The organism is Plantactinospora sp. A48, from assembly GCF_055793945.1.
In genome coordinates this window covers 64454-82755 of sequence record NZ_JBTIXF010000003.1, presented here as the reverse complement: position 1 = coordinate 82755, position 18302 = coordinate 64454, and the positions used below count along the sequence as shown (strand labels likewise).

At 72.7% G+C, this 18302-nt stretch carries 15 protein-coding genes and 2 pseudogenes; 6 read left to right on the top strand and 11 right to left on the bottom strand.

The genetic code is table 11. The annotated features are described in order from the left end of the window. Positions 1–173 precede the first annotated feature (173 nt). The 6 genes and pseudogenes from ACXN5W_RS03025 to ACXN5W_RS03000 all read right to left on the bottom strand — a co-directional run bounded on the left by ACXN5W_RS03025 (position 174) and on the right by ACXN5W_RS03000 (position 7433). Positions 174–1874, bottom strand: a complete 1701-nt coding sequence (locus ACXN5W_RS03025) for an NADH-quinone oxidoreductase subunit N (RefSeq protein WP_473156580.1) — start codon at positions 1872–1874, stop codon at positions 174–176. Continuing rightward, positions 1871–3586, bottom strand: a complete 1716-nt coding sequence (locus tag ACXN5W_RS03020) for a complex I subunit 4 family protein (RefSeq protein WP_473156579.1) — start codon at positions 3584–3586, stop codon at positions 1871–1873. Before ACXN5W_RS03020 ends, ACXN5W_RS03025 begins: the two co-directional genes overlap by 4 nt. Positions 3587–3659: 73 nt before the next feature. Next, the gene (locus ACXN5W_RS03015; protein ID WP_473156578.1) at positions 3660–5741 is read right to left on the bottom strand and encodes an NADH-quinone oxidoreductase subunit 5 family protein; all 2082 of its coding nucleotides are present in this window, start codon (positions 5739–5741) and stop codon (positions 3660–3662) included. Between the two features lie 194 nt (positions 5742–5935). Continuing rightward, positions 5936–6244 (bottom strand): annotated as a pseudogene (nuoK, locus tag ACXN5W_RS03010) (NADH-quinone oxidoreductase subunit NuoK); the annotation flags it as partial. Beyond that, complete coding sequence (locus tag ACXN5W_RS03005) at positions 6241–6744, bottom strand: NADH-quinone oxidoreductase subunit J family protein (RefSeq protein WP_473156577.1); 504 nt, start codon at positions 6742–6744, stop codon at positions 6241–6243. The gene ACXN5W_RS03005 and the pseudogene nuoK, both read right to left, overlap by 4 nt. Then, the gene (locus tag ACXN5W_RS03000; protein ID WP_473156576.1) at positions 6741–7433 is read right to left on the bottom strand and encodes a NuoI/complex I 23 kDa subunit family protein; all 693 of its coding nucleotides are present in this window, start codon (positions 7431–7433) and stop codon (positions 6741–6743) included. Before ACXN5W_RS03000 ends, ACXN5W_RS03005 begins: the two co-directional genes overlap by 4 nt. A gap of 101 nt (positions 7434–7534) precedes the next feature. Between ACXN5W_RS03000 and ACXN5W_RS02995 the strand changes: the two genes are divergently transcribed. Together ACXN5W_RS02995 and ACXN5W_RS02990 are read left to right on the top strand one after the other, a co-directional pair. Then, positions 7535–8110, top strand: a complete 576-nt coding sequence (locus ACXN5W_RS02995; RefSeq protein ID WP_473156575.1) for a Uma2 family endonuclease — start codon at positions 7535–7537, stop codon at positions 8108–8110. Between the two features lie 50 nt (positions 8111–8160). Then, entirely contained in the window at positions 8161–8883 is a 723-nt protein-coding gene (locus tag ACXN5W_RS02990) for a LysE family transporter (protein WP_473156574.1), read from the top strand. Positions 8884–8977: 94 nt separating this feature from the next. On the opposite strand, the gene ACXN5W_RS02985 is transcribed toward ACXN5W_RS02990, so the two are convergent. The 3 genes and pseudogenes from ACXN5W_RS02985 to ACXN5W_RS02975 form a co-directional block, all read right to left on the bottom strand. Further along, the gene (locus ACXN5W_RS02985) at positions 8978–9940 is read right to left on the bottom strand and encodes a complex I subunit 1/NuoH family protein (protein ID WP_473156573.1); all 963 of its coding nucleotides are present in this window, start codon (positions 9938–9940) and stop codon (positions 8978–8980) included. Positions 9941–10308: 368 nt separating this feature from the next. Further along, a pseudogene (locus ACXN5W_RS02980) lies at positions 10309–10842 on the bottom strand (NADH-quinone oxidoreductase subunit C); the annotation flags it as partial. A gap of 544 nt (positions 10843–11386) precedes the next feature. After that, entirely contained in the window at positions 11387–12073 is a 687-nt protein-coding gene (locus tag ACXN5W_RS02975) for a hypothetical protein (protein WP_473156572.1), read from the bottom strand. A 131-nt stretch (positions 12074–12204) separates the two neighbouring features. On the opposite strand from ACXN5W_RS02975, the gene ACXN5W_RS02970 reads away from it, so the two are divergent. Next, complete coding sequence (locus ACXN5W_RS02970; RefSeq protein WP_473156571.1) at positions 12205–13251, top strand: glucose 1-dehydrogenase; 1047 nt, start codon at positions 12205–12207, stop codon at positions 13249–13251. Between the two features lie 57 nt (positions 13252–13308). On the opposite strand, the gene ACXN5W_RS02965 is transcribed toward ACXN5W_RS02970, so the two are convergent. Next, entirely contained in the window at positions 13309–14619 is a 1311-nt protein-coding gene (locus tag ACXN5W_RS02965; RefSeq protein ID WP_473156570.1) for a DUF2252 domain-containing protein, read from the bottom strand. Between the two features lie 139 nt (positions 14620–14758). Continuing rightward, complete coding sequence (locus tag ACXN5W_RS02960) at positions 14759–15295, bottom strand: NADH-quinone oxidoreductase subunit B (RefSeq protein ID WP_473156569.1); 537 nt, start codon at positions 15293–15295, stop codon at positions 14759–14761. Between the two features lie 257 nt (positions 15296–15552). Between ACXN5W_RS02960 and ACXN5W_RS02955 the strand changes: the two genes are divergently transcribed. The 3 genes from ACXN5W_RS02955 to ACXN5W_RS02945 all read left to right on the top strand — a co-directional run bounded on the left by ACXN5W_RS02955 (position 15553) and on the right by ACXN5W_RS02945 (position 18299). Beyond that, the gene (locus ACXN5W_RS02955) at positions 15553–16107 is read left to right on the top strand and encodes a SigE family RNA polymerase sigma factor (RefSeq protein WP_473156684.1); all 555 of its coding nucleotides are present in this window, start codon (positions 15553–15555) and stop codon (positions 16105–16107) included. Continuing rightward, entirely contained in the window at positions 16100–17323 is a 1224-nt protein-coding gene (locus tag ACXN5W_RS02950) for a hypothetical protein (RefSeq protein WP_473156568.1), read from the top strand. The genes ACXN5W_RS02955 and ACXN5W_RS02950 overlap by 8 nt, the downstream gene beginning before the upstream one ends. Positions 17324–17468: 145 nt before the next feature. Further along, on the top strand, positions 17469–18299 hold the full coding sequence (locus ACXN5W_RS02945) for a TrmH family RNA methyltransferase (RefSeq protein ID WP_473156683.1): 831 nt from the start codon (positions 17469–17471) through the stop codon (positions 18297–18299). Positions 18300–18302: the final 3 nt, after the last annotated feature.

The window sequence follows — 18302 nt, the reverse complement described above, 5'->3', positions numbered from 1 at the left end:
ATCCGCATATAGCTGGGAACTGCCTGAGTACCCACCCACCACTCCGCCCGACCCACGGGCTGATGATCCACCCAATGTCGGCGAAGTTGGGGGGTTCGGATCCCTGGGAAAGCCCTGTTCCGCCGACACTGGGTGGATCATGGCGTCGGGGACGGCGGCGGGACGGCGGCAGCTCAGCGGGCGGCGACGGCCAGGACCAGTTGCGGGGCGAACCCCATGATCACGGCGATCGCGGTGGCGACGGCCAGGGCCAGGAGGACGGCCCGGGATGGCCGCGCCAGCTCGGGGACGCTGGCTGGCGATTCCAACCCGGCCCCGGTCGCCGGGGCCGCCACCGCCGACGCCGACCCGGGAACGGCCGGGGCGGATGGCTCCGGGGGTGTGGCGCTGGTCGGCGCGTACAGGGTGGCGGCGACCCGCAGATAGAAGGCCAACCCGACAACGGCGTTCAACGCCACCGCCACGGCCAGCCAGCCCGCTCCCCCGGCCAGCAGCGACCGGACCACGACGACCTTGGCGAACAGTCCGGCCAACCCGGGTGGCAGACCGGCCAGGCCCACCAGCGCCAGCACGAACGCCGCGCCGACCAGCGGATGCCGGCGGGCCACCCCGCGGTAGTCGGCGATCGGCCCGCCGTCGGCACCGGCCGGGCGCAACGCCACCACCGCGGCGAACACGGCGAACTCCAGCAGCACGTAGAAGACCGCGTACCCGAGCACCGCCGCGGCCAGCGCGCGGACCGCGCCGGGGTCCCGTTGCCCGGCGAGCGCGCCCAGCGGTGCCAGCAGATATCCGGCCTGGGAGACCGACGACCAGGCCAGCAGCCGGACCATCCGGGTCTGCCGCAACGCGACCAGATTGCCGACGGTCATGGTCAGCACCGCCAGCACGGCCAGCACCGGGCCGGTGCTGCCCGGTGGCAGGGCCGACAGGGCCACCCCGTCCGGTAGGCCGACATCGTGCGGCAGGGCGGGTACGACACCGGAGGGCAACCCGGACCCGGTCCCGCCGACGGACAGCGCGGGCCCGGTCCGGTCGGCGCTCGCCACGACCACCAACCGGGCCGCCGGCCAGGTGGTCGCGGCGACGGCCAGCAGCGCCACCACCCCGCCCAGCTTGGACGCCGTCGACAGGTAGCCGGCGATGGGCAGTGGCGCGCCGTCGTACGTGGTGGGCGCCCAGGCGTGGAACGGCACGGCGGCCACCTTGAAGGCCAGACCGAGCACCACCAGCGCGACGGCCGTGGCGGCCAGCGGCAGCCGGGCCGCCGGCTCGGCGTCGCTGAGCGCGGGACCGAGCCGGCTCAGGTGCAGTTGGCCGGTGGCCGCGTACAGCAGCGCGGCGCCGAGCAGCGTGACGGCGGTGGCGACGACGCTGACCACGAAGAAGGTGACGGCCGCCGTGGCGCCGGCCAGACTGGTCCGGCGGGACGCGACAAGCACGTACAGCGGAAGCGTCAGCGTCTCCACCGCCACGATCAGAGTGATCAGGTCACCGGCCGCGCCCAGCACCACACCACCGGTCAGCGAGCAGGCGAGCAGGAAGCAGTACTCCCCCGGCGGCACCAGGGCCGCACGCAGCAGCGGCACCGACAGGGCGAGCACGCCGAGGGTCAGCAGCCCGAACAGCGCGGCCACCAGCGCGGACCGGCCGGTGAACAGGTATGAGCAGCCGTCGGTCACGCAGAACGTCCGCCGGTCGGCACCCCGGCCGACCACCGCGGCCGTCCCGGCGGTGGCCGCCGCGCCGACCATCGCCACCGCCAGCGTCGTACCCCAGCGGGCCACCGCCAGATCGGCCAGCAGCACGAGTACGGCGGTGCCGGCCGCGACGTACGCGGGTAGCAGCGCCAGGTGGTCGACGGTCTGGCTCACGGCGAGACCGCCTCGACGAGGGCCTGGACGGGATCGCCGGCGACCCCCAGCACCAGGGCCGGGACCAGCCCGACGGCCAGGGCGAGCAGCACCAGCGGCACCCAGGCCAGCCACTCCACGGCCGCGACGTGCGGCGTCAGCCCCACCACTCGCGGGGTGGCCGGACCGTGGCTGACCCGGCGCAGCAGTCGCAGGAAGTACGCGGCGGTCAGCGCGCCACCGACCGCCGCCAACGCGGCGAGGGTGAGCCAGAACGGACCGCCGCGACGCACCGCCGCGAACACCGCGAACGCCTCCCCCCAGAAGCCGGCCAGGCCGGGCAGGCCGAGCGAGGCCACGGCGGCGAAACCGAGCAGGCCGGCCAGCCGGGGCGCGCTCTCCCGCAGGCCACCCAACTCGACCAGGCTTCCCGTGTGTACGCGGTCCTTCACCGCACCGGCCAGGAAGAACAACAGCCCGGTGATGATGCCGTGCGCGATGTTGCCGATCAACGCCGCCTGGATCCCGGTGGCCGTGCCGGTGGCGATGCCGAGCAGCACGAAACCCATGTGCCCGACGCTGGAGTACGCGATCAGCCGCTTCAAATCGTCCTGGGCCAGGCAGACCAGGGAACCGACCAGGATCGCTGCCACCGCGAGAACGGCCAGCACCGGTCCGGCCCAGCGGGCGCCCTGCGGGGTCACCCCCACGCCGATCCGGATCAGCCCGTACGTACCCATCTTGAGCAGCACCCCGGCGAGGATGACGCTGCCGACGGTGGGTGCCTGGGTGTGCGCGTCGGGCAGCCAGCTGTGCAACGGCCACAGCGGACTCTTCACCGCGAAGGCCAGCCCGAACAGGGTGAACGCGACCAGCTGGACGGTCCGGGACAGCCCGGTCCCGCCGGCCAGCGCCGCGATGTCGGCGGTGCCGGCTGCGGTCACCACGGTGAACACGCCGACCAGCAGCAACACCGAACCGAACAGGGTGTAGAGGGCGAACTTGCGGGCCGCCGCCCGCGCCGCCGCACTCGGAACCGCCCGCACCGGGCCGCCCGGGAGAGTCGACGCCGCGCCGCCCGGGAGAGTCGACGCCGCGCCGCCCGGGAGAGTCCGGTGGGTTGCCGCCGGGTCGCCGCCGTCCACGTACCGGCCCGGCATGCCCTCGCCGTCGCCACCCCAGCCGGCGATGACCGCGGCCATGGGCAGCAGCACGACCTCGAAGAACACGAAGAACAGCACGAGGTCCAGGGCGAGGAAGGTGCCCAGGATGCCGGTCTCGATGACCAGCAGCAGCGCCACCAGCGTCCGGCCGGACCGGCCGCCGGGCGCCTTCACCATGGTGTACGCGCAGCACAGCAGGGTGAGCAGGGCGGTCAGCACGACCAGCGGGTACGAGATCCCGTCCACGCCCAGGTGGAACCGCAGGTCCAGGGCCGGCACCCAGGGCAGGTCGAGCTGGTGCCACGGCAGCACGGCCGGTGGCCCGGTGCCGTAGCTGAACCAGCCGACCGGACCGTGCCTGCCGAGCAGCAGGGTGAGCACGAAGGTGAGGGCGGCGAACCCCGTACCCACCGCCCGGCCAGCCCGGTCGGTGCGGCCGGCCCGGTCGGTGCGGCCGGCCCGGTCGGTGCGGCCGGTCCGGTCGGTGCGGGCGGGCACCGCGAACACCGCGGCGGCGCCGAGCGCCGGGACGGCGAGCACGGCCACCAGACCGACCTGACCGGCCGTCACGACGACCTGCCGAAGGCTGTTAAGAGGGGGCCCGTCCTATACCGAAAGCGATAAGAAGGTGCCCTTCCTTTCGTCATGACACACCGCCGAGGGCGGCGGCCAGGGCGCCGATCAGCAGGGCGCCGGCCAGGACGGCGGCGACGGCGCGGGGCAGGCCGGCCCGGTGCAGCGCGCCGATCCGGCCGCCGAGCCGGTACGCGCCCCGGCCGGTCCCCTCGACCGCCCCGTCCACCACCGCCTCGTCACCGCGTCGCACCAGCCGGGCCAGCCCCTGGACCGGACGTACCACGAGGGCGTGCTGTACGTCGTCGAGCCGGAAGCCGCCGGCGAACAGCGGACGCAGCGGACCCAGCGCGTGGGCCGGATCGCCGGTCGGATCCCGCCACCAGGCGAAGCCGGCGAGGGCCACCCCGGCCAGCAGCAGCGCCAGCGGCAGCAGCAGCCCCGGACCGACGTGGACCAGTTCGGCCCGGTCGACCGGGGTGGCGGGAGCGGCCGGCCCGGTGCCGGCGGTGCTCGACGATCCGGCGAGCCAGTCCACGAACGGGCCGGCGAAGCCGGCCAGCCCGAGCAGCGCGGCGGGGATCGCGAGCAGCAGGATCGGCCACCGCATCGCGGCCGGCGGGTCGTGCGGGCTCGCGGCCGGCACAGGCACGGCCGGCGGCTCCGGGGGCGGCACGGTGTGCGGCCCTGCGGCCGGCGGAGATACCGCCAACGGGCTCGCGGCCGGCGGCGGGACCGCCGGGGTGCGGGGCTCGCCCGCGAAGGTCAGCAGCAGCAGCCGGGTCGCGTACCAGGCGGTGATCCCGACGCCGAGCAGGCCGGTCAGCCAGACCAGCCAGCCGACCCAGACACCGGCCGGGCCGGTGCCGTGCAGGGCCGCGCCCTGGGCCACCACCAGGATGCCGTCCTTGCTCCAGAAGCCCGACAGCGGCGGCAGCCCGGCCAGCGCGCCGAGCCCGATGACCATGCTCCAGAAGGTGACCGGCATGCTCCGGCGCAGCCCACCCATGGCCGGCAGCAGGGTGGTGCCCACGGCGTGGATCACCGCACCGGCGGCGAGGAACAGCAACGCCTTGAACGCGGCGTGGGTGAGCAGGTGGAACAGCGCCGCGCCGGGTGAGCCGACCGCCAGCGAGCCGGCCATATATCCGATCTGGGAGACCGTGGACCAGGCGAGGATCCGTTTGAGGTCGTCCTGCGCGGTGGCGGCCAGCGCGCCGAGCAGCATCGTCACCGCCGCCATCACCCCCAGCACGGCCAGCGTGGCCGGGGCGGCCTCGAACAGCGGATAGAGCCGGGTCACCACGTAGATGCCGGCGGCCACCATGGTGGCCGCGTGGATCAGCGCGGAGATCGGGGTGGGGCCGGCCATCGCGTCCGGCAGCCAGGTGTGCAGCGGGAACTGCGCGCTCTTGCCGGCCACGCCGGCCAGCAGCAGCAGGCCGGCCACCGTGAGCGTGCCGGCGGAGTAGTCGTGTGCCAGCACGTCGGCGATCCGGAAACTGCCGGCACCCACCCCCAGCAGCGCGATGCCGAGCAGGAAACCCACATCGCCCACCCGGGTGACCAGGAACGCCTTCACGGCCGCCGCCGGGGCCTCCGGCAGTCGCCGGTCGTGGGCGATCAGCAGGTACGAGCAGAGGCCCATCACCTCCCAGCCGACCAGCAGCATGACCAGGTCACCGGCCACCACCACCAGCAGCATGGCCGCGGTGAACAGGCTGATCTGCGCGGCGTACGGGGCGTACCGGTGGTCGACGTCGCGACCCAGGTACGCCACCGAGTACACCTGGACGGCCAGTGCGACGGCCGACACCGCCACCGCGACCAGCGCAGCCGCCGGATCCAGTCGGACGCCGAGGCTCACCGTGAGGCCGCCCAGATCGATCCACCGGGTGGCCGCGTCCACCCCGTCGCCGATCGTCGCCAGCAACGCGACCGAGGCGACCAGCGCCAGGCTCGCGCCGGCGACACCGAGGGTCACCGGCAGCGCCCGGGACCGGGCCACCAGGACGGGCCCGGTGGATCCCTGGCCGGCCTCGGCGGGACCGGGGGGCAGGCCCCGGGGCGACGTCGGCAGCAGCAACCCGGTCAGGGCCATCCCGAAGGGTACGGCCGGCAGCAGCGCGCCGAGCAGCACGGACCGGCTCACGGTCCTACCCCCGGTTCCGGGTCACCCGGGATGCCCGGATGGGTGACGATGCCGGCGGGCTCGTCCGGCTGAGCGGTACCCACGCGGTCCCCCGGGTCGGCGGTACCCACGCGGTCCTCCCAGCCGGCGGCGGCCACGCGGTCCTCCCAGCCGGCGGCGCCGAACTCGGCGGACGGCAGCGGGATCACCTGTTGCGGCGGCGCGTCCAGGCGTAGCGAGTCCACCGACACGTCGGCACGCAGCCGGTAGAGCTGGAGCACGACGGCCAGCCCCACCCCCACCTCGGCGGCGGCCAGCACGATCACGAACAGGGTGAAGACCTGCCCGCCGGCCGGCAACGCGCCCCGCACCGAGGCGTCGGCGGTGACCAGGATCAGGTTGACCGCGTTGAGCATCAGCTCGACCGCCATCAGCAGCAGTACCGCGTTGCGCCGGCGCAGCACACCGTACGCGCCGAGCCCGAACAGCGCGGCGGCGGTGACGTACGGGATGACCGGCCTCACCGACGACGGCCAATCTCGGGCCGGGACACCACGATGGCGCCGACCAGGGCGGCCAGCAGCAGGATGGACAGCACCTCGAACGGCAGTACCCAGCCGCCGAATATCTCCGTGCCGAGCCGCTCGGCGGTGCCCGGCGCCGGCAGCCGCACGCTGGACCAGCGGTAGGCGTCGATCAGCAGCACCGCGAGGCCCAGCCCGGCACCGCCGCCGACCAGGCCGGCGGCCCAGCCGGGCCGGTCATGCTCGGCGGACGCGCCGATCGGGGCCCGGGTCAGCATCGCCGCGAACAGCAGCAGCACCACGATCGCGCCGACGTAGATGAGGATCTGCACCCAGGCCACCAGCTCGGCGCCGAGCACCAGGAACAGCCCGGCCACCGCGCCGAGGCAGACCACCAGGTAGAGACCGGCCCGGACCAGGTGCCGGGTGGTCACCACCAGGGCACCCGCGCCGACCGCGACCAGCCCGAGGGCCAGCAGCAACACGTCCGCCCCGGTCATCCGGTGCCGTCCCGACCGGGTTCGCCCGCTGCCGGCGGCGTGCCCGGGGACAACGGGCCGGACCCACCCGCCGGGGGCACCGAGCCAGGACCAGCGGACGGGGGCGGCGGGCCGGGGGCGGCGGCCGGGCGGCCGGGGCGTACCCCCGGGGTGGTCGGACCGGCGGGCCGGCCCGGGATCGCGGCCTTGCGCGCGGCGGTGCTCTCCTCCTTGGCCGGCTCGCCGTTGCGGTCGTGCGCCGGGGGCGGCGGCACGGTCGCCATCCACTCACCCAGGTGGTCCTTGTCGTGCAGCAGGTTCCGGATGTCGTACTCGGCGTACTCGAACTCGGGCGACCAGTAGAGCGCGTCGAACGGGCAGACCTCGACGCAGATCCCGCAGTACATGCAGAGCGAGAAGTCGATGTCGAACTGGTCCAGCACGTTGCGCTGCCGGGCCCGGGCGGCGCCGGGGACCTCGACCTCCTCCTTGTGCGAGTCGATGTAGATGCACCAGTCCGGGCACTCCCGGGCGCAGAGCATGCAGACCGTGCAGTTCTCCGCGAGTAGCGCGATCACACCCCGGGACCGTGGGGGCAACTCGGGCGACACGTCCGGGTACTGCTGGGTGTGGGTCGGGTGGACCATCGTCTTCAGCGTGACGGCCAGCCCCCGCGCGAGTCCCTCTCCCGGCACACCCATGCCGTTCATCCTGCCCCCTCCGCCCGGCGTGCGCGACCACCCCCCGCCGGTCACCGGCGGTACGCTTTCGACCGGGGAGAACGAGCACACCGGGAGGGACCGACCGACCCATGACCGCCGCGCTACAGGAGGACTTCCCCACGGACGCCGGGTGGACCACCGATGACCTGGACGCGCTGCCCGAGGACGGCCGCCGCCGGGAACTACTCGATGGAGTGCTGCTCGTGTCACCCTCCCCCACCCGCATCCACCAGACCATCGCCGGTCGCCTCATGGTGGCCCTCGAGGAGGACTGCCCCGACGACTACGACGTGACCCAGGCCGTCGAGGTACGGATCAACCGCACCCGCTCGTTCATCCCGGACGTGCTGGTCACCACCTCGACCGCCGCACAGCGCGAGCCGTCGCGGTACGAGCCGCACGAGGTGGTGCTGGCCGTCGAGATCGTCTCCCCGACCACCCGCTCGATCGACCGGGTGCTGAAGCCCGGGCTCTACGCCCAGGCGGGTATCCCGTTCTACTGGCGGGTGGAGATCGAGGACGAGGGGATCGTCAACCACACCAACAAGCTGGACCCGGTGAACGAGGTGTACGTCCAGACCGGGCGGTGGACCAAGTACGTCGACACCGGCGAACCGTTCCCGGTGAACCTGCCGATCGCCCGCCTCACGCCACGGCACTGGTAAGCGGCACGGGTAACCAGTCCGGTCCCGGACCCGCCGTTTAGGCTTGGTGGATGTTCGCCCTGCTCCCGCTGTTCGGACTGTGGCTCCTGGCGCTGGTCAGCCCCGGCCCCGACTTTCTGGTCGTCGTGCGGCACGCCACCAGCCGATCCCGCCGGCACGGCATGCTGGTCGGCTTCGGCGTCGCCTCCGCGATCACCGTCTGGGCCGCCGCGAGCATGCTCGGACTGTCCGTCCTGCTCGCCCGGATGAGCTGGCTGTACGACCTCATCCGGCTGGCCGGCGCGGCGTACCTGATCTATCTGGGCCTCCGTACCCTGTGGTCGGCGCGGGGCCGCGACGCCGCCGGCGGCCGGCCGGGACGGCGGGCCGGGGGCCGACTGATCGAACGTCGGCGGGACGGGCGGGCGCCCACCCGCCACGGCGAACCCGGCCCGGCGGTGACGGCGGATCCGACATCCCTGCCGGAGGCCCTGCCGGCCGGCCTCGGTCGGGCCTGGCGGGTCGGCTTCCTCACCAACATCGGCAACCCGAAGGCGGCGGCCTTCTTCGGCAGCCTGCTCGGCGCCCTGCTGCCGGCCGGCACCGGCGTGCCGGCCCGGATCGCGGTGGTGGCCGTCCTCGTGGCGATGGCCGCCGGCTGGTACGCGCTGGTGGCCTCGCTGTTCGGGCTGCCCGTGGTGGCCCGGCTCTACCAGCGGGGCCGCCGTTGGGTGGACCGGATCACGGCGGCGGTGCTCATCGCGCTCGGCGGCCGGCTCGCGCTCGACCGCTGAACAACCACGACCGAGGGCCAACTGACTCGACCGCCGAACTTCCTCGATCGCCGGCCAAGTCTCTCGACCGCCGGACATCTGAGCGGAGGTGCGGTCACAACGCCACCCGGACCGCGACGGTCAACACCAGCTGACCGAGCGCCAGCGGTACGAGCACCAGCCAGCACAGCCGCTGCAACTGGTCCTCCCGCAGCCGGGGATAGGTGACCCGGAACCAGATGATCACGAACGCCACCGCGAACACCTTGAGCAGCGTCCACAACCAGCCGAGATAGTCCGCACCGAACGGGCCACGCCAGCCGCCGAGGAACAGCACGGTGGTCAACGCCGCGATCACCACGATCCCGACGTACTCGGCGAGCAGGAAGAAGGCGAACCGCAGGCCGGTGTACTCGGTCAGGTAGCCGAACACCAGCTCCGAGTCGGCGATCGGCATGTCGAAGGGCGGCCGGCGGATCTCGGCGAGCCCGGCCACGAAGAACACCGCCATGGCCGGCGCCTGCCACAGCAGCCACCAGGGTCGCCACGCCTCGACGATGCCGGACAGGCTCAGCGTGCCGGCCGCCATCGCGACACTTGCCGCGGCGAGCACCAGCGGCAGTTCGTACCCGAGCAGTTGGGCGGCCCCGCGTAGCCCACCGAGCAGGCTGTACTTGTTGGCCGACGCCCACGCCGACATCAGCACGGCGACCACACCGACGCCGACCACGGCGAGCACGAAGAACAACCCCACGTCCAGCGGCTGGGCGACCAGACCGTGCGGTCCGAGCGGAATGACCAGCAGAACCAGCAGGTACGGCAGCAGCGCGATCACCGGCGCGAGCCGGAAGACGGGCCGGTCAGCCCCGCGCGGCGTGACGTCCTCCTTCTGCACGAACTTCACGCCGTCGGCGATGAGCTGCGCCCAGCCGTGGAAACCGCCGGCGTACATCGGTCCGAGCCGGCCCTGCATGTGCGCCATCACCTTGTGCTCGGCCTGTCCCACCACCAACGGCAGGGTGAGGAAGGCCACCAGCACGCAGGCCACCCGAAGAACCAGTTCCACCCAGGTCGGCATCAGGACCGCTCCGCGTCGTCGGCCGCCGGCGGCTCCGCCGAAAGGAAGGGCCCCTTCTTATCGGATTCGGTATAGGAGGGGTCCCTTCCTAACCCTCCCGCGCTGCCCGCCGGACCCGTGCGGGGCGCCGCCGGGTCCCCAGGTGCGCCGGGTGCGCCGGGTGCGCCGGGTGCGCCGGCTGGATTGACCGGCTCGGTTCCCGCCCGGTCGGCGCGTGCCGGACGGTCGCTGCGTTCCAGACGGTCGCTGGGCTGCGGACGGTCGGCGCGTGCAGGCTGGTCGGCGCGTGCCGGACGGTCACGGGGTTCCGGGCGGTTCGACTCGCCGCGTGCGGGCCGGGCCGGGCCGGGGCGTCGGGCCGGAGCCGCGGGCGCGAACGCCGCGAGTCCCCACTCGCCCGGGGCCGGTACGCCGGGCGGGCGCATCGGTTGGCGCCGGGCCACCCCGGCCTCGGATTCGCCCGGCTCCTTGGCGCCCGGCCAGGGCTTCGCCACCCGGGACGCCAGCACGAAGTCCTTGCGCAGCGGATGGCCCTCGAACTCCGGTGGCAGCAGGAGCGGAGCCGGGGTGGATCGCCCGGTGAAACCGATCCCGAACATCTCGTACGTCTCGCGCTCGTGCCAGTCCGCGCCCGGGTAGACGTCCCGCACCGACGGCGCCTCGGCGTCCTCCCGCGGAACCCGGGTACGGACCAGCAGCCCGTGCCGGTGCCGGGTGGACCACAGGTGCACCACGAGATCGAAGCCCTCCGCCAGTTCGTCCACCGCGGAGAGCCAGTCGAAGAAGTCGAATCCCAGTTCCGGGTCGTCCCGGGCGGTCAGCAACGCTTCCCGCCACCGGTCCACCGGCACGTCGACGATGGACCGTGCGTAGGCCTGGCCACCCGACGTACCAGCCCGGACGGCACCGAACGCGGACCCGGCGGACCCGGCGGACGCGGACCCGGCGGACGCGGACCCGGCGGACGCGGACCCGGCGACGGACGAGGCGGGTCCGGCGGACCCAGGCCCGGCGGACGCGGACCCGGCGACGGTCGAGGCGGGCCCGGCGGACCCGGCGGACCCGGCGGGCCCGGCGGACGCGGCGGACGCGGCGGACGCGGCGGACGTGGACGCTGTCGCGAATGAGGTTCCGGCCGCAGGTGCGGACCCGGCGGGCGCGGGTCCGGCGCCGGGCGCGGCCGAAGCGGCGGCCCTCACGGCGGACGGTGCGGGTCCGTTCTCGTCCGGTGCGGGTCCGGCGGCGGACGGTAACGGCTCGGTTTCGTCCGACGCCGGGCCGGTGGGGCCGGCAAGCAGCGCGGTGAGCCGTGCGCCGATCTCCTCCGGAGTCATGTGGCCGATCCTATGGCCCAACCGCGCCGTCGGGCGGATCGTGGATTGCCGGTGCCCCTGGGAGGGCACTGGAAATCCACGATCCACCGCCCGGTGTGGTCCGCACAGGTCGTCAGCCGACGGTCACGGGTTCGGCGAAGGCGGGGGCGTCCGGGGCGGGCAGGAAGGGCGCGAACAACTCCGCCACCGCCGTCGCGATCTCGACGGCGGACCGGCTTCCGTCGATCTCGATGACGGGTACGCCCAACGCCCGCGCCGAGCGGACGGCGTCCTCGGCCAGCAGGCGGTCCCGGGCCAGCCGGTTGCGCTGGGCCCGATCCGGATCGCTGGTGGTGGCCGCCAGTGCCCTGGCCCGGGGCAGCTCACGGGTCTGCCGTAGCCGGAACTGCGGGGTGGGCACCATGATCACCATCTGGGTGGCGGGGGCGACCGCCGGCACTACGAGTTCCGGCCGCAGCCCCCAGCCCTCGGCGAGGATCGGCCGGCCGGAGACGAGGGCGCGCAACTCGTCCAGCACCCATTCGAAGCCGTCGACGAAGTCGGTCAACACCTCGGCCGCCATGTGTTCCGGGGTGTTCCGGACGAACATCTCCTCGACGTCCCTGCTGAACGTCGTGCCGGCCCGCGCCGCGCGGGCGATCCGCCGATCCTCCCGACCGCGCGTGTCGGCGTAGTCGTAGTGGTACGCGGTCAGGCCGTACCGCTGGGCCAGCAGGTTGGACACGGTCGACTTGCCGGCCCACTGGCCGCCACCGATCCACAGGGTGTTACCGAGGGTGCCGAAGGGGTCCCAGGTCATGGTCCGAGGGTGCGCCCGCCGATCAACAAGATCAAGTCTTGTTCTTTCCCGTCGGTGCTGGTTAATTGGACATTAGGCGAGGAAATCGTGGCGGTGGGCGTGAAACCCGGACGCCCGGGAAAGATGATGTCGTGCGCGCCATCACGATCACTCCGGGTACCGCCGGATCGCTGCGGCTGGATGAGAACTTCCCCGAGCCGTCGCCACGCGAGGGCGCCGTGCTCGTCGAGGCGCTCGCCGTCGGCATCTGTGGGACCGACCACGAGATCATCGACGGACAGTACGGCGAGGCACCGGCCGGCGGCGCCGCGCTCGTCCTCGGGCACGAGTCGCTGGGCCGGGTCCTTGAGGACTCCACCGGCACCCACCGGCCCGGGGACCTGGTGGCCGGGATCGTCCGGCACGCCGACCCCGTACCGTGCCCCAACTGCGCCGTGGGCGAATGGGACATGTGCCGCAACGGGCAGTACACCGAGCATGGCATCAAGGGCCGGCCCGGGTTCGCTCGCGACCGGTGGCGGATCGAACCGGCGTACGCGGTGGCGCTGGATCCGTCCCTGGCCCGGGTTGGTGTGCTGCTCGAACCGGCCAGCGTGGTGGCCAAGGCGTGGGATCACATCGAACGGATCGGCCGGCGCGCGACCTGGGAGCCGCGCACGGTCCTGGTCACCGGGGCCGGCCCGATCGGCCTGCTGGCCGCGTTGCTCGCCGCCCAGCGCGGCTTCGACGTACACGTGCTGGACCGGGCCACGGAAGGACCGAAACCGGGCCTGGTGGGCGCGCTCGGTGCGTCGTACCACGCGGGATCCCTGGCCGACCTCGACTTCGATCCGGACATCGTGGTCGAGTGCACCGGTGCCCCGCCGGTGGTGCTGGACGCCATGTGCCGGGCCGGCAACAACGGCATCGTGTGCCTGACCGGCGTCTCCAGCGGCGGTCGCCTCATCGACTTCGACGCGGGCGCGCTGAACCGGGCGCTCGTGCTGGAGAACAACGTGGTGTTCGGCTCGGTGAACGCCAACCGCCGGCACTGGCAGCTCGCAGCCGAGGCGCTGGCCAAGGCCGACCCCGGTTGGCTCTCCTCGCTGATCACCCGCCGGGTGCCGGTCGAGGAGTACGCCTCGGCGTACACGCACGCCGCCCGCGACATCAAGGTCGTCCTCGAATTCGCGACCTGATGAAAGGAAGGGCCCCCTGTTATCGCTTTCGGTAGCGGAAGGGGCCCCTTTTAACGGTCACAGGCCGGGGAAGCGGCCGTTGCGGAACAGGTCGACGAAGAGCCGGTGATCGTGCCGGGCGCGGGCGCCGTACCCGTGTGCGAACTCCACCAGGTGCTCGACGAAGCCCGCCGGATCGGCGTCGACCGCCGCGACGATCGCCTCCTCGGTCGAATAGTCGACCAGGTCGTGGCTGGACTCGTCGTCGGCGACCGAGTGCATCCGGGCCACCGCCCGGCCCAGGTCCACGATCACCCCGGCCAGCTCGTCCGGCTCGTTGACGTCGGCCCAGTCCAGGTCGGCGGCGTACGGCGAGACCTCCGCCACCAGCTGCCCGACGCCGTCCAGCTCGGTGTAACCCACCCACGGATCGGCGTACGCTTGCAACGCGCGCTGCGATTCGGCCGTACGGTGCCCCTGGTGCCGGAAGTAGTCGCGGACCCGGCTGTCGTCCACGTGCCGGGCCACCGCGGGCACCTGGGCCTGCTTCAGGTAGACGACCACGTCGTTCTCCAGCGCCTGGGTGTGCCCCTCCAGCAGCAGGTTGTACGACGGCAGTCCGGCCGAGCCGATGCCCACGCCCTTGCGCAGCACCACATCCTTGATCCGGGTCGCCACCGGCCGCTGCGCGGAGGTCGCCTTGGGCAGCGTTTCGAGGTACCGGTGGAAGGCCGCCTCGACCCGCGCCCGCGTCTCGCCGGTCACCTCGTACACCCCGTCCCGGACGGCGAACCGGCGCTCAAAGTCGTCGATGGTGGTCTGTGCGGTGAGCAGGTCGACCCGGGTGTTCAACCGGGCCCGCTGGAGCACCAACCGGAGCACGCCGGTGGCGTTGTCCAGGGTGATCGAGCCGATCGCGTCGTCCCCGCCGGCCGCGATGGCCCGCAGCTCGGTCAGGTACGCCGTGGCGAAGCGGTCGACCAGCATGGTGATCACTTCGTCCGACAGCGCCTTGGCGTACGCGATCAGGGCCACGCTGGCGGCGAACCGCTTCAGGTCCCAGGTGAACGGCCCGACGTACGCCTCGTCGAAGTCGTTCACGTTGAACACGAGCTGCCCGGAGGCGTTCATGTAGGTGCCGAAGTTCTCGGCGTGCAGGTCCCCGTGGATCCACACCCGGCCGGTCCGCTCGTCCAGGAACCGGTCGTCGGCGAAGTCATCGGCCAGGTCGGCGTAGAAGAGGGCCGCGCTGCCCCGGTAGAACGCGAACGGTGAGGCGGCCATCTTCCGGAACTTGCGCCGGAAGGCCGCCGGGTCGAGGGCCATCAGCTCGCCGAACTCGGTGATCAGGATCTCCGCCATCCGGGTGCCACGCTGCTCGTCGGTCATGTCCGGGCACGGTAGCTGGGCCACGCCACCGGCCGGTTATGGGTACGACGTCGAGCGCCCAACGGATCGCCGTCGTTAACAGGGGGCCCCTGCTATACGAAAAGCGATAACAAGGTGCCCTTCCTTTCCGGGTGGTCTTTCAGTCGGGTGGGCGGACCAGGGGGGCGGTCAGGCGGTCGACGGGGCTGGCCAGCGGATCGGGCCGGGACACGCCACCGAGCCCCGAGCGCTCGGCCGCGATCCGGTCCTGCAATCGCAGGATGCCGTGCAGCAGCGCCTCCGGCCGGGGCGGGCAACCCGGGACGTACACGTCGACCGGGATGATCTGGTCGACGCCCTTGGTCACCGAGTACGAGTCCCAGTACGGGCCACCGCAGTTCGAGCAGGCGCCGAACGAGATGACGTACTTCGGCTCCGGCATCTGGTCGTACAGCCGCTTGATCGCCGGGGCCATCTTGTCGGTGACCGTGCCCGAGACCACCATGAGGTCGGCCTGCCGGGGCCCGTGCGCGAACGGGATGACGCCGAGCCGGATGAAGTCGTGCCGGCCCATGCTGGTGGCGATGAACTCGATGGCGCAGCAGGCGAGTCCGAAGTTGAACACCCAGAGCGAGTACCGCCGGCCCCAGTTGAGCACGAACCGGATCGGCTCGCCGAGCACTTCCGGCAACTGCACGGCCGCCCCCTCCCGATGTCCTGAACCCGACCCTAACCCACGGCCGTAGCGCTCGGATCCACGCAACTGGATCCGGTGGCGGAGCGTGTTAAGGGTGTCCGGACGTTGGTCCGGAGTAACGGGGAGGCAGCGTGCGAGTGACAGACAGAGATCGGGGCGGTTCCCCACCGTCCCGGACGGACGGCGTCGACCAGATCGCGTCCGGCCGGGACACCGGCCCTGGACGGCTGATCCGCCAGCGTCGCCCGGTGGAACCGATGGCGGCGCCGGGACAACCCGACCTGCCACCCGCGGTCCGTCCCCGGCGGCGTACGGATCAGGCCCGGGACACGTCGTTCGACGAGTTCTACCACGCGCACTTCCGGTCCCTGGCCGTGCAGTTGTGCGCGTACACCGGCGATCTGGCGCTCGCCCAGGACCTCGCGCAGGAGGCGTTCTGCCGGGCGTTCGCGCGCTGGTCGACGGTGGTGGGGTTCGACGACCCGGTGGCCTGGGTACGCCGCGTCGCCTGGAATCTCGCGACCAGCCGGTGGCGGCGGTTGCGCACCGCACAGAATTACCTGCGCCGGCAGCGCGAGGAGCACGTGGCCGGCCCAACTCCGGACCGGGTGGCGCTCACCGCCGCCCTCGCCACGCTGCCGACCAACCAGCGCCGGGCCGTCGTGCTGCACCACCTCGCGGACCTGCCGGTGTCCGACATCGCCCGTCAGGAGGGGGTGGCTGAGGGGACCGTGAAGTCCTGGCTGCACCGGGGCCGGGCGGCCCTCGCCGCCGCGCTGAAGGACCACACCGAGGAGCACCACGATGACTGAGCCGACCGCACCGATCGACACCGAGTTCGAGGCGTTCCGGGCGTCGGTGCTGCCCCAGCTGACACCCGCCGGTCCGGACGCGGTCCGCCACACGGTACGCCGGCGGCGGCGTATCGCCGTGGTGGCCGCGGTGGTGACGGCGGTGACCCTGGTGGTGGCTCCGGTGGCCGGCTACGCCGCGTTCGACCACCGACCACCGACGCCCCGGCCGGCCGCGACGAGCGCCCTGCCGGTCAGCCCGACGCCCACTCCGGCGAGTTCACCCACCGGCAGTCCGATCCCGTCCCAGAGCGCCAGCTCGGCGGCCCCACCGGACGGCCGGATCAGCCGGGGTGAGCTGCTGCGCACCCGGCTCGATCTGCCGTTGTGGGCACCCCAGGCGCCGCGCAGGATGTGCCAGACCAAGGGGGTACGTCTGGTGGAGCACCCGGAGATCGGCCAGATCGCGCTGATGAACCGGCTGTACACCGACATCGACGACGACGGCGCGGCCGAGACGGTGGTGCTGCTCGGCTGCAAGATCGGTGAGGCCGACTACCAACAGGTGGTCGCCCTCGACCGGGACTCCGACGACCACCTCGTGGTGCTCGGCCAGGTGGTCCGCAACGAGACTCTGGATCGGGCTGACCACGACATCGCCTGGATCCTCGCGATCGCGAGCAACGGTCCGGGTTCGCTCCGGGTACAGGTCGCCGACCTCCAGCCGTGCTGTGCGATTCCCGAGTTCTGGGCCCGCAGGCAGTGGCGGACCTACGGCTGGACCGGGCGTGGCTTCCAGCAGACCGCCGGACCCGCCGGTTGGGGGACGGACACCCGGCTCACCGATCTCCGGGTCACCGCCGGGGACGCCGTCTTCGACCCGGCCGAGCCGGACGGCAGTCGCCACGGCACGGTGACGGTCACCGTGACCAACACCGGTCCGCTGCCCGCCAGATACGTGGGGCTGTTGATTCCGGAGGCGTTGGGTGCGCCCGACGACGGTGACTGGTCGATGTGCCAGTCGGCGGACAACTATCCGATCCGGACCTGTCTGCTGCCCGCCGTGGCGGCGGGCCGGAAGCAGACCCTCACCCTGGGCTTCCGCTGGGATCCTTCCCTCGGTCAGCTGCCATCGTCAGCGACCGTGCGGGTCGATCGGTACGACGGTCCCGAGGCGCCCTGGCCGGACCTGGCTCCGGCGGACAACAGGACGGACCTCGACCTCCGGCTCAACTGACCGCCGCCAATCCCCGACCGCCGGTCACCCGGCTCAGGAGACGATGGTCACCATTTCTGTAACCGTTCGGCAACTAATCTGCCACCTGTCGCCCCTATTATGTCTTCGAGAAGATCTTGTGAAGCGGAGGGACAGCCCCGGCACCGTGTCGAAAACCCTGCGGGTCACCGCCCGCAATGCCAGTTTTCAGCAGTGGCAGGCCCTGCTCGGCAACCGCACCAAGCGACAGCGGACCGGGGAGTTCCTGGTCCAGGGTGTACGGCCGATCAGCCTGGCGGTGCGACACGGCTGGCCGGTTTCGGCGCTGATCCACGCCGAGCACCGCCCGCTGTCCCAGTGGGCCCGGGATCTCGTCGAGCGGGTGCCGGCCACCCGGGTGGCGATGGCGCCCGACCTGCTCGCCGAGTTGGGTGGCAAGTCCGACGAGGTGCCGGAGTTGGTGGCCGTGGTCGGCCAGCCCGCCGACCGGCTCGACCGGATCGCGGTCGGACCCGACGCCCTCGTGGTGGTCTTCGACCGGCCCACGACGCCGGGCAACATCGGCACGGTGATCCGGTCCGCGGACGCGTTCGGCGCCGCCGGGGTGGTGATCACCGGACACGCCGCCGATCCGTACGACCCGAAGGCGGTCCGGGCCAGCACCGGATCGCTGTTCGCGATGCCGACGGTCCGGGTTGACAGTCACCGCGAGGTGGTCGACTGGGTGGCCGGGCTGCGCGGCGCGGGCCTACCGATGCGGATCGTGGGCACCGACGAGCGGGGCGACGTCGACATCGCGGATGAGGACCTGACCGGTCCGGTGGCGGTGCTGATCGGCAACGAGACACACGGGTTGAGCGCCGGATGGCGGCAGGAGTGCGACCGCATGGTGCGTATCCCGATCACCGGGGCGGCCAGTTCGCTCAACGCGGCGACCGCCGCCACCGTGGCCCTGTACGAGGCCACATCCCAGCGGCGGCGCGCCAACCGCGCCTGAAAC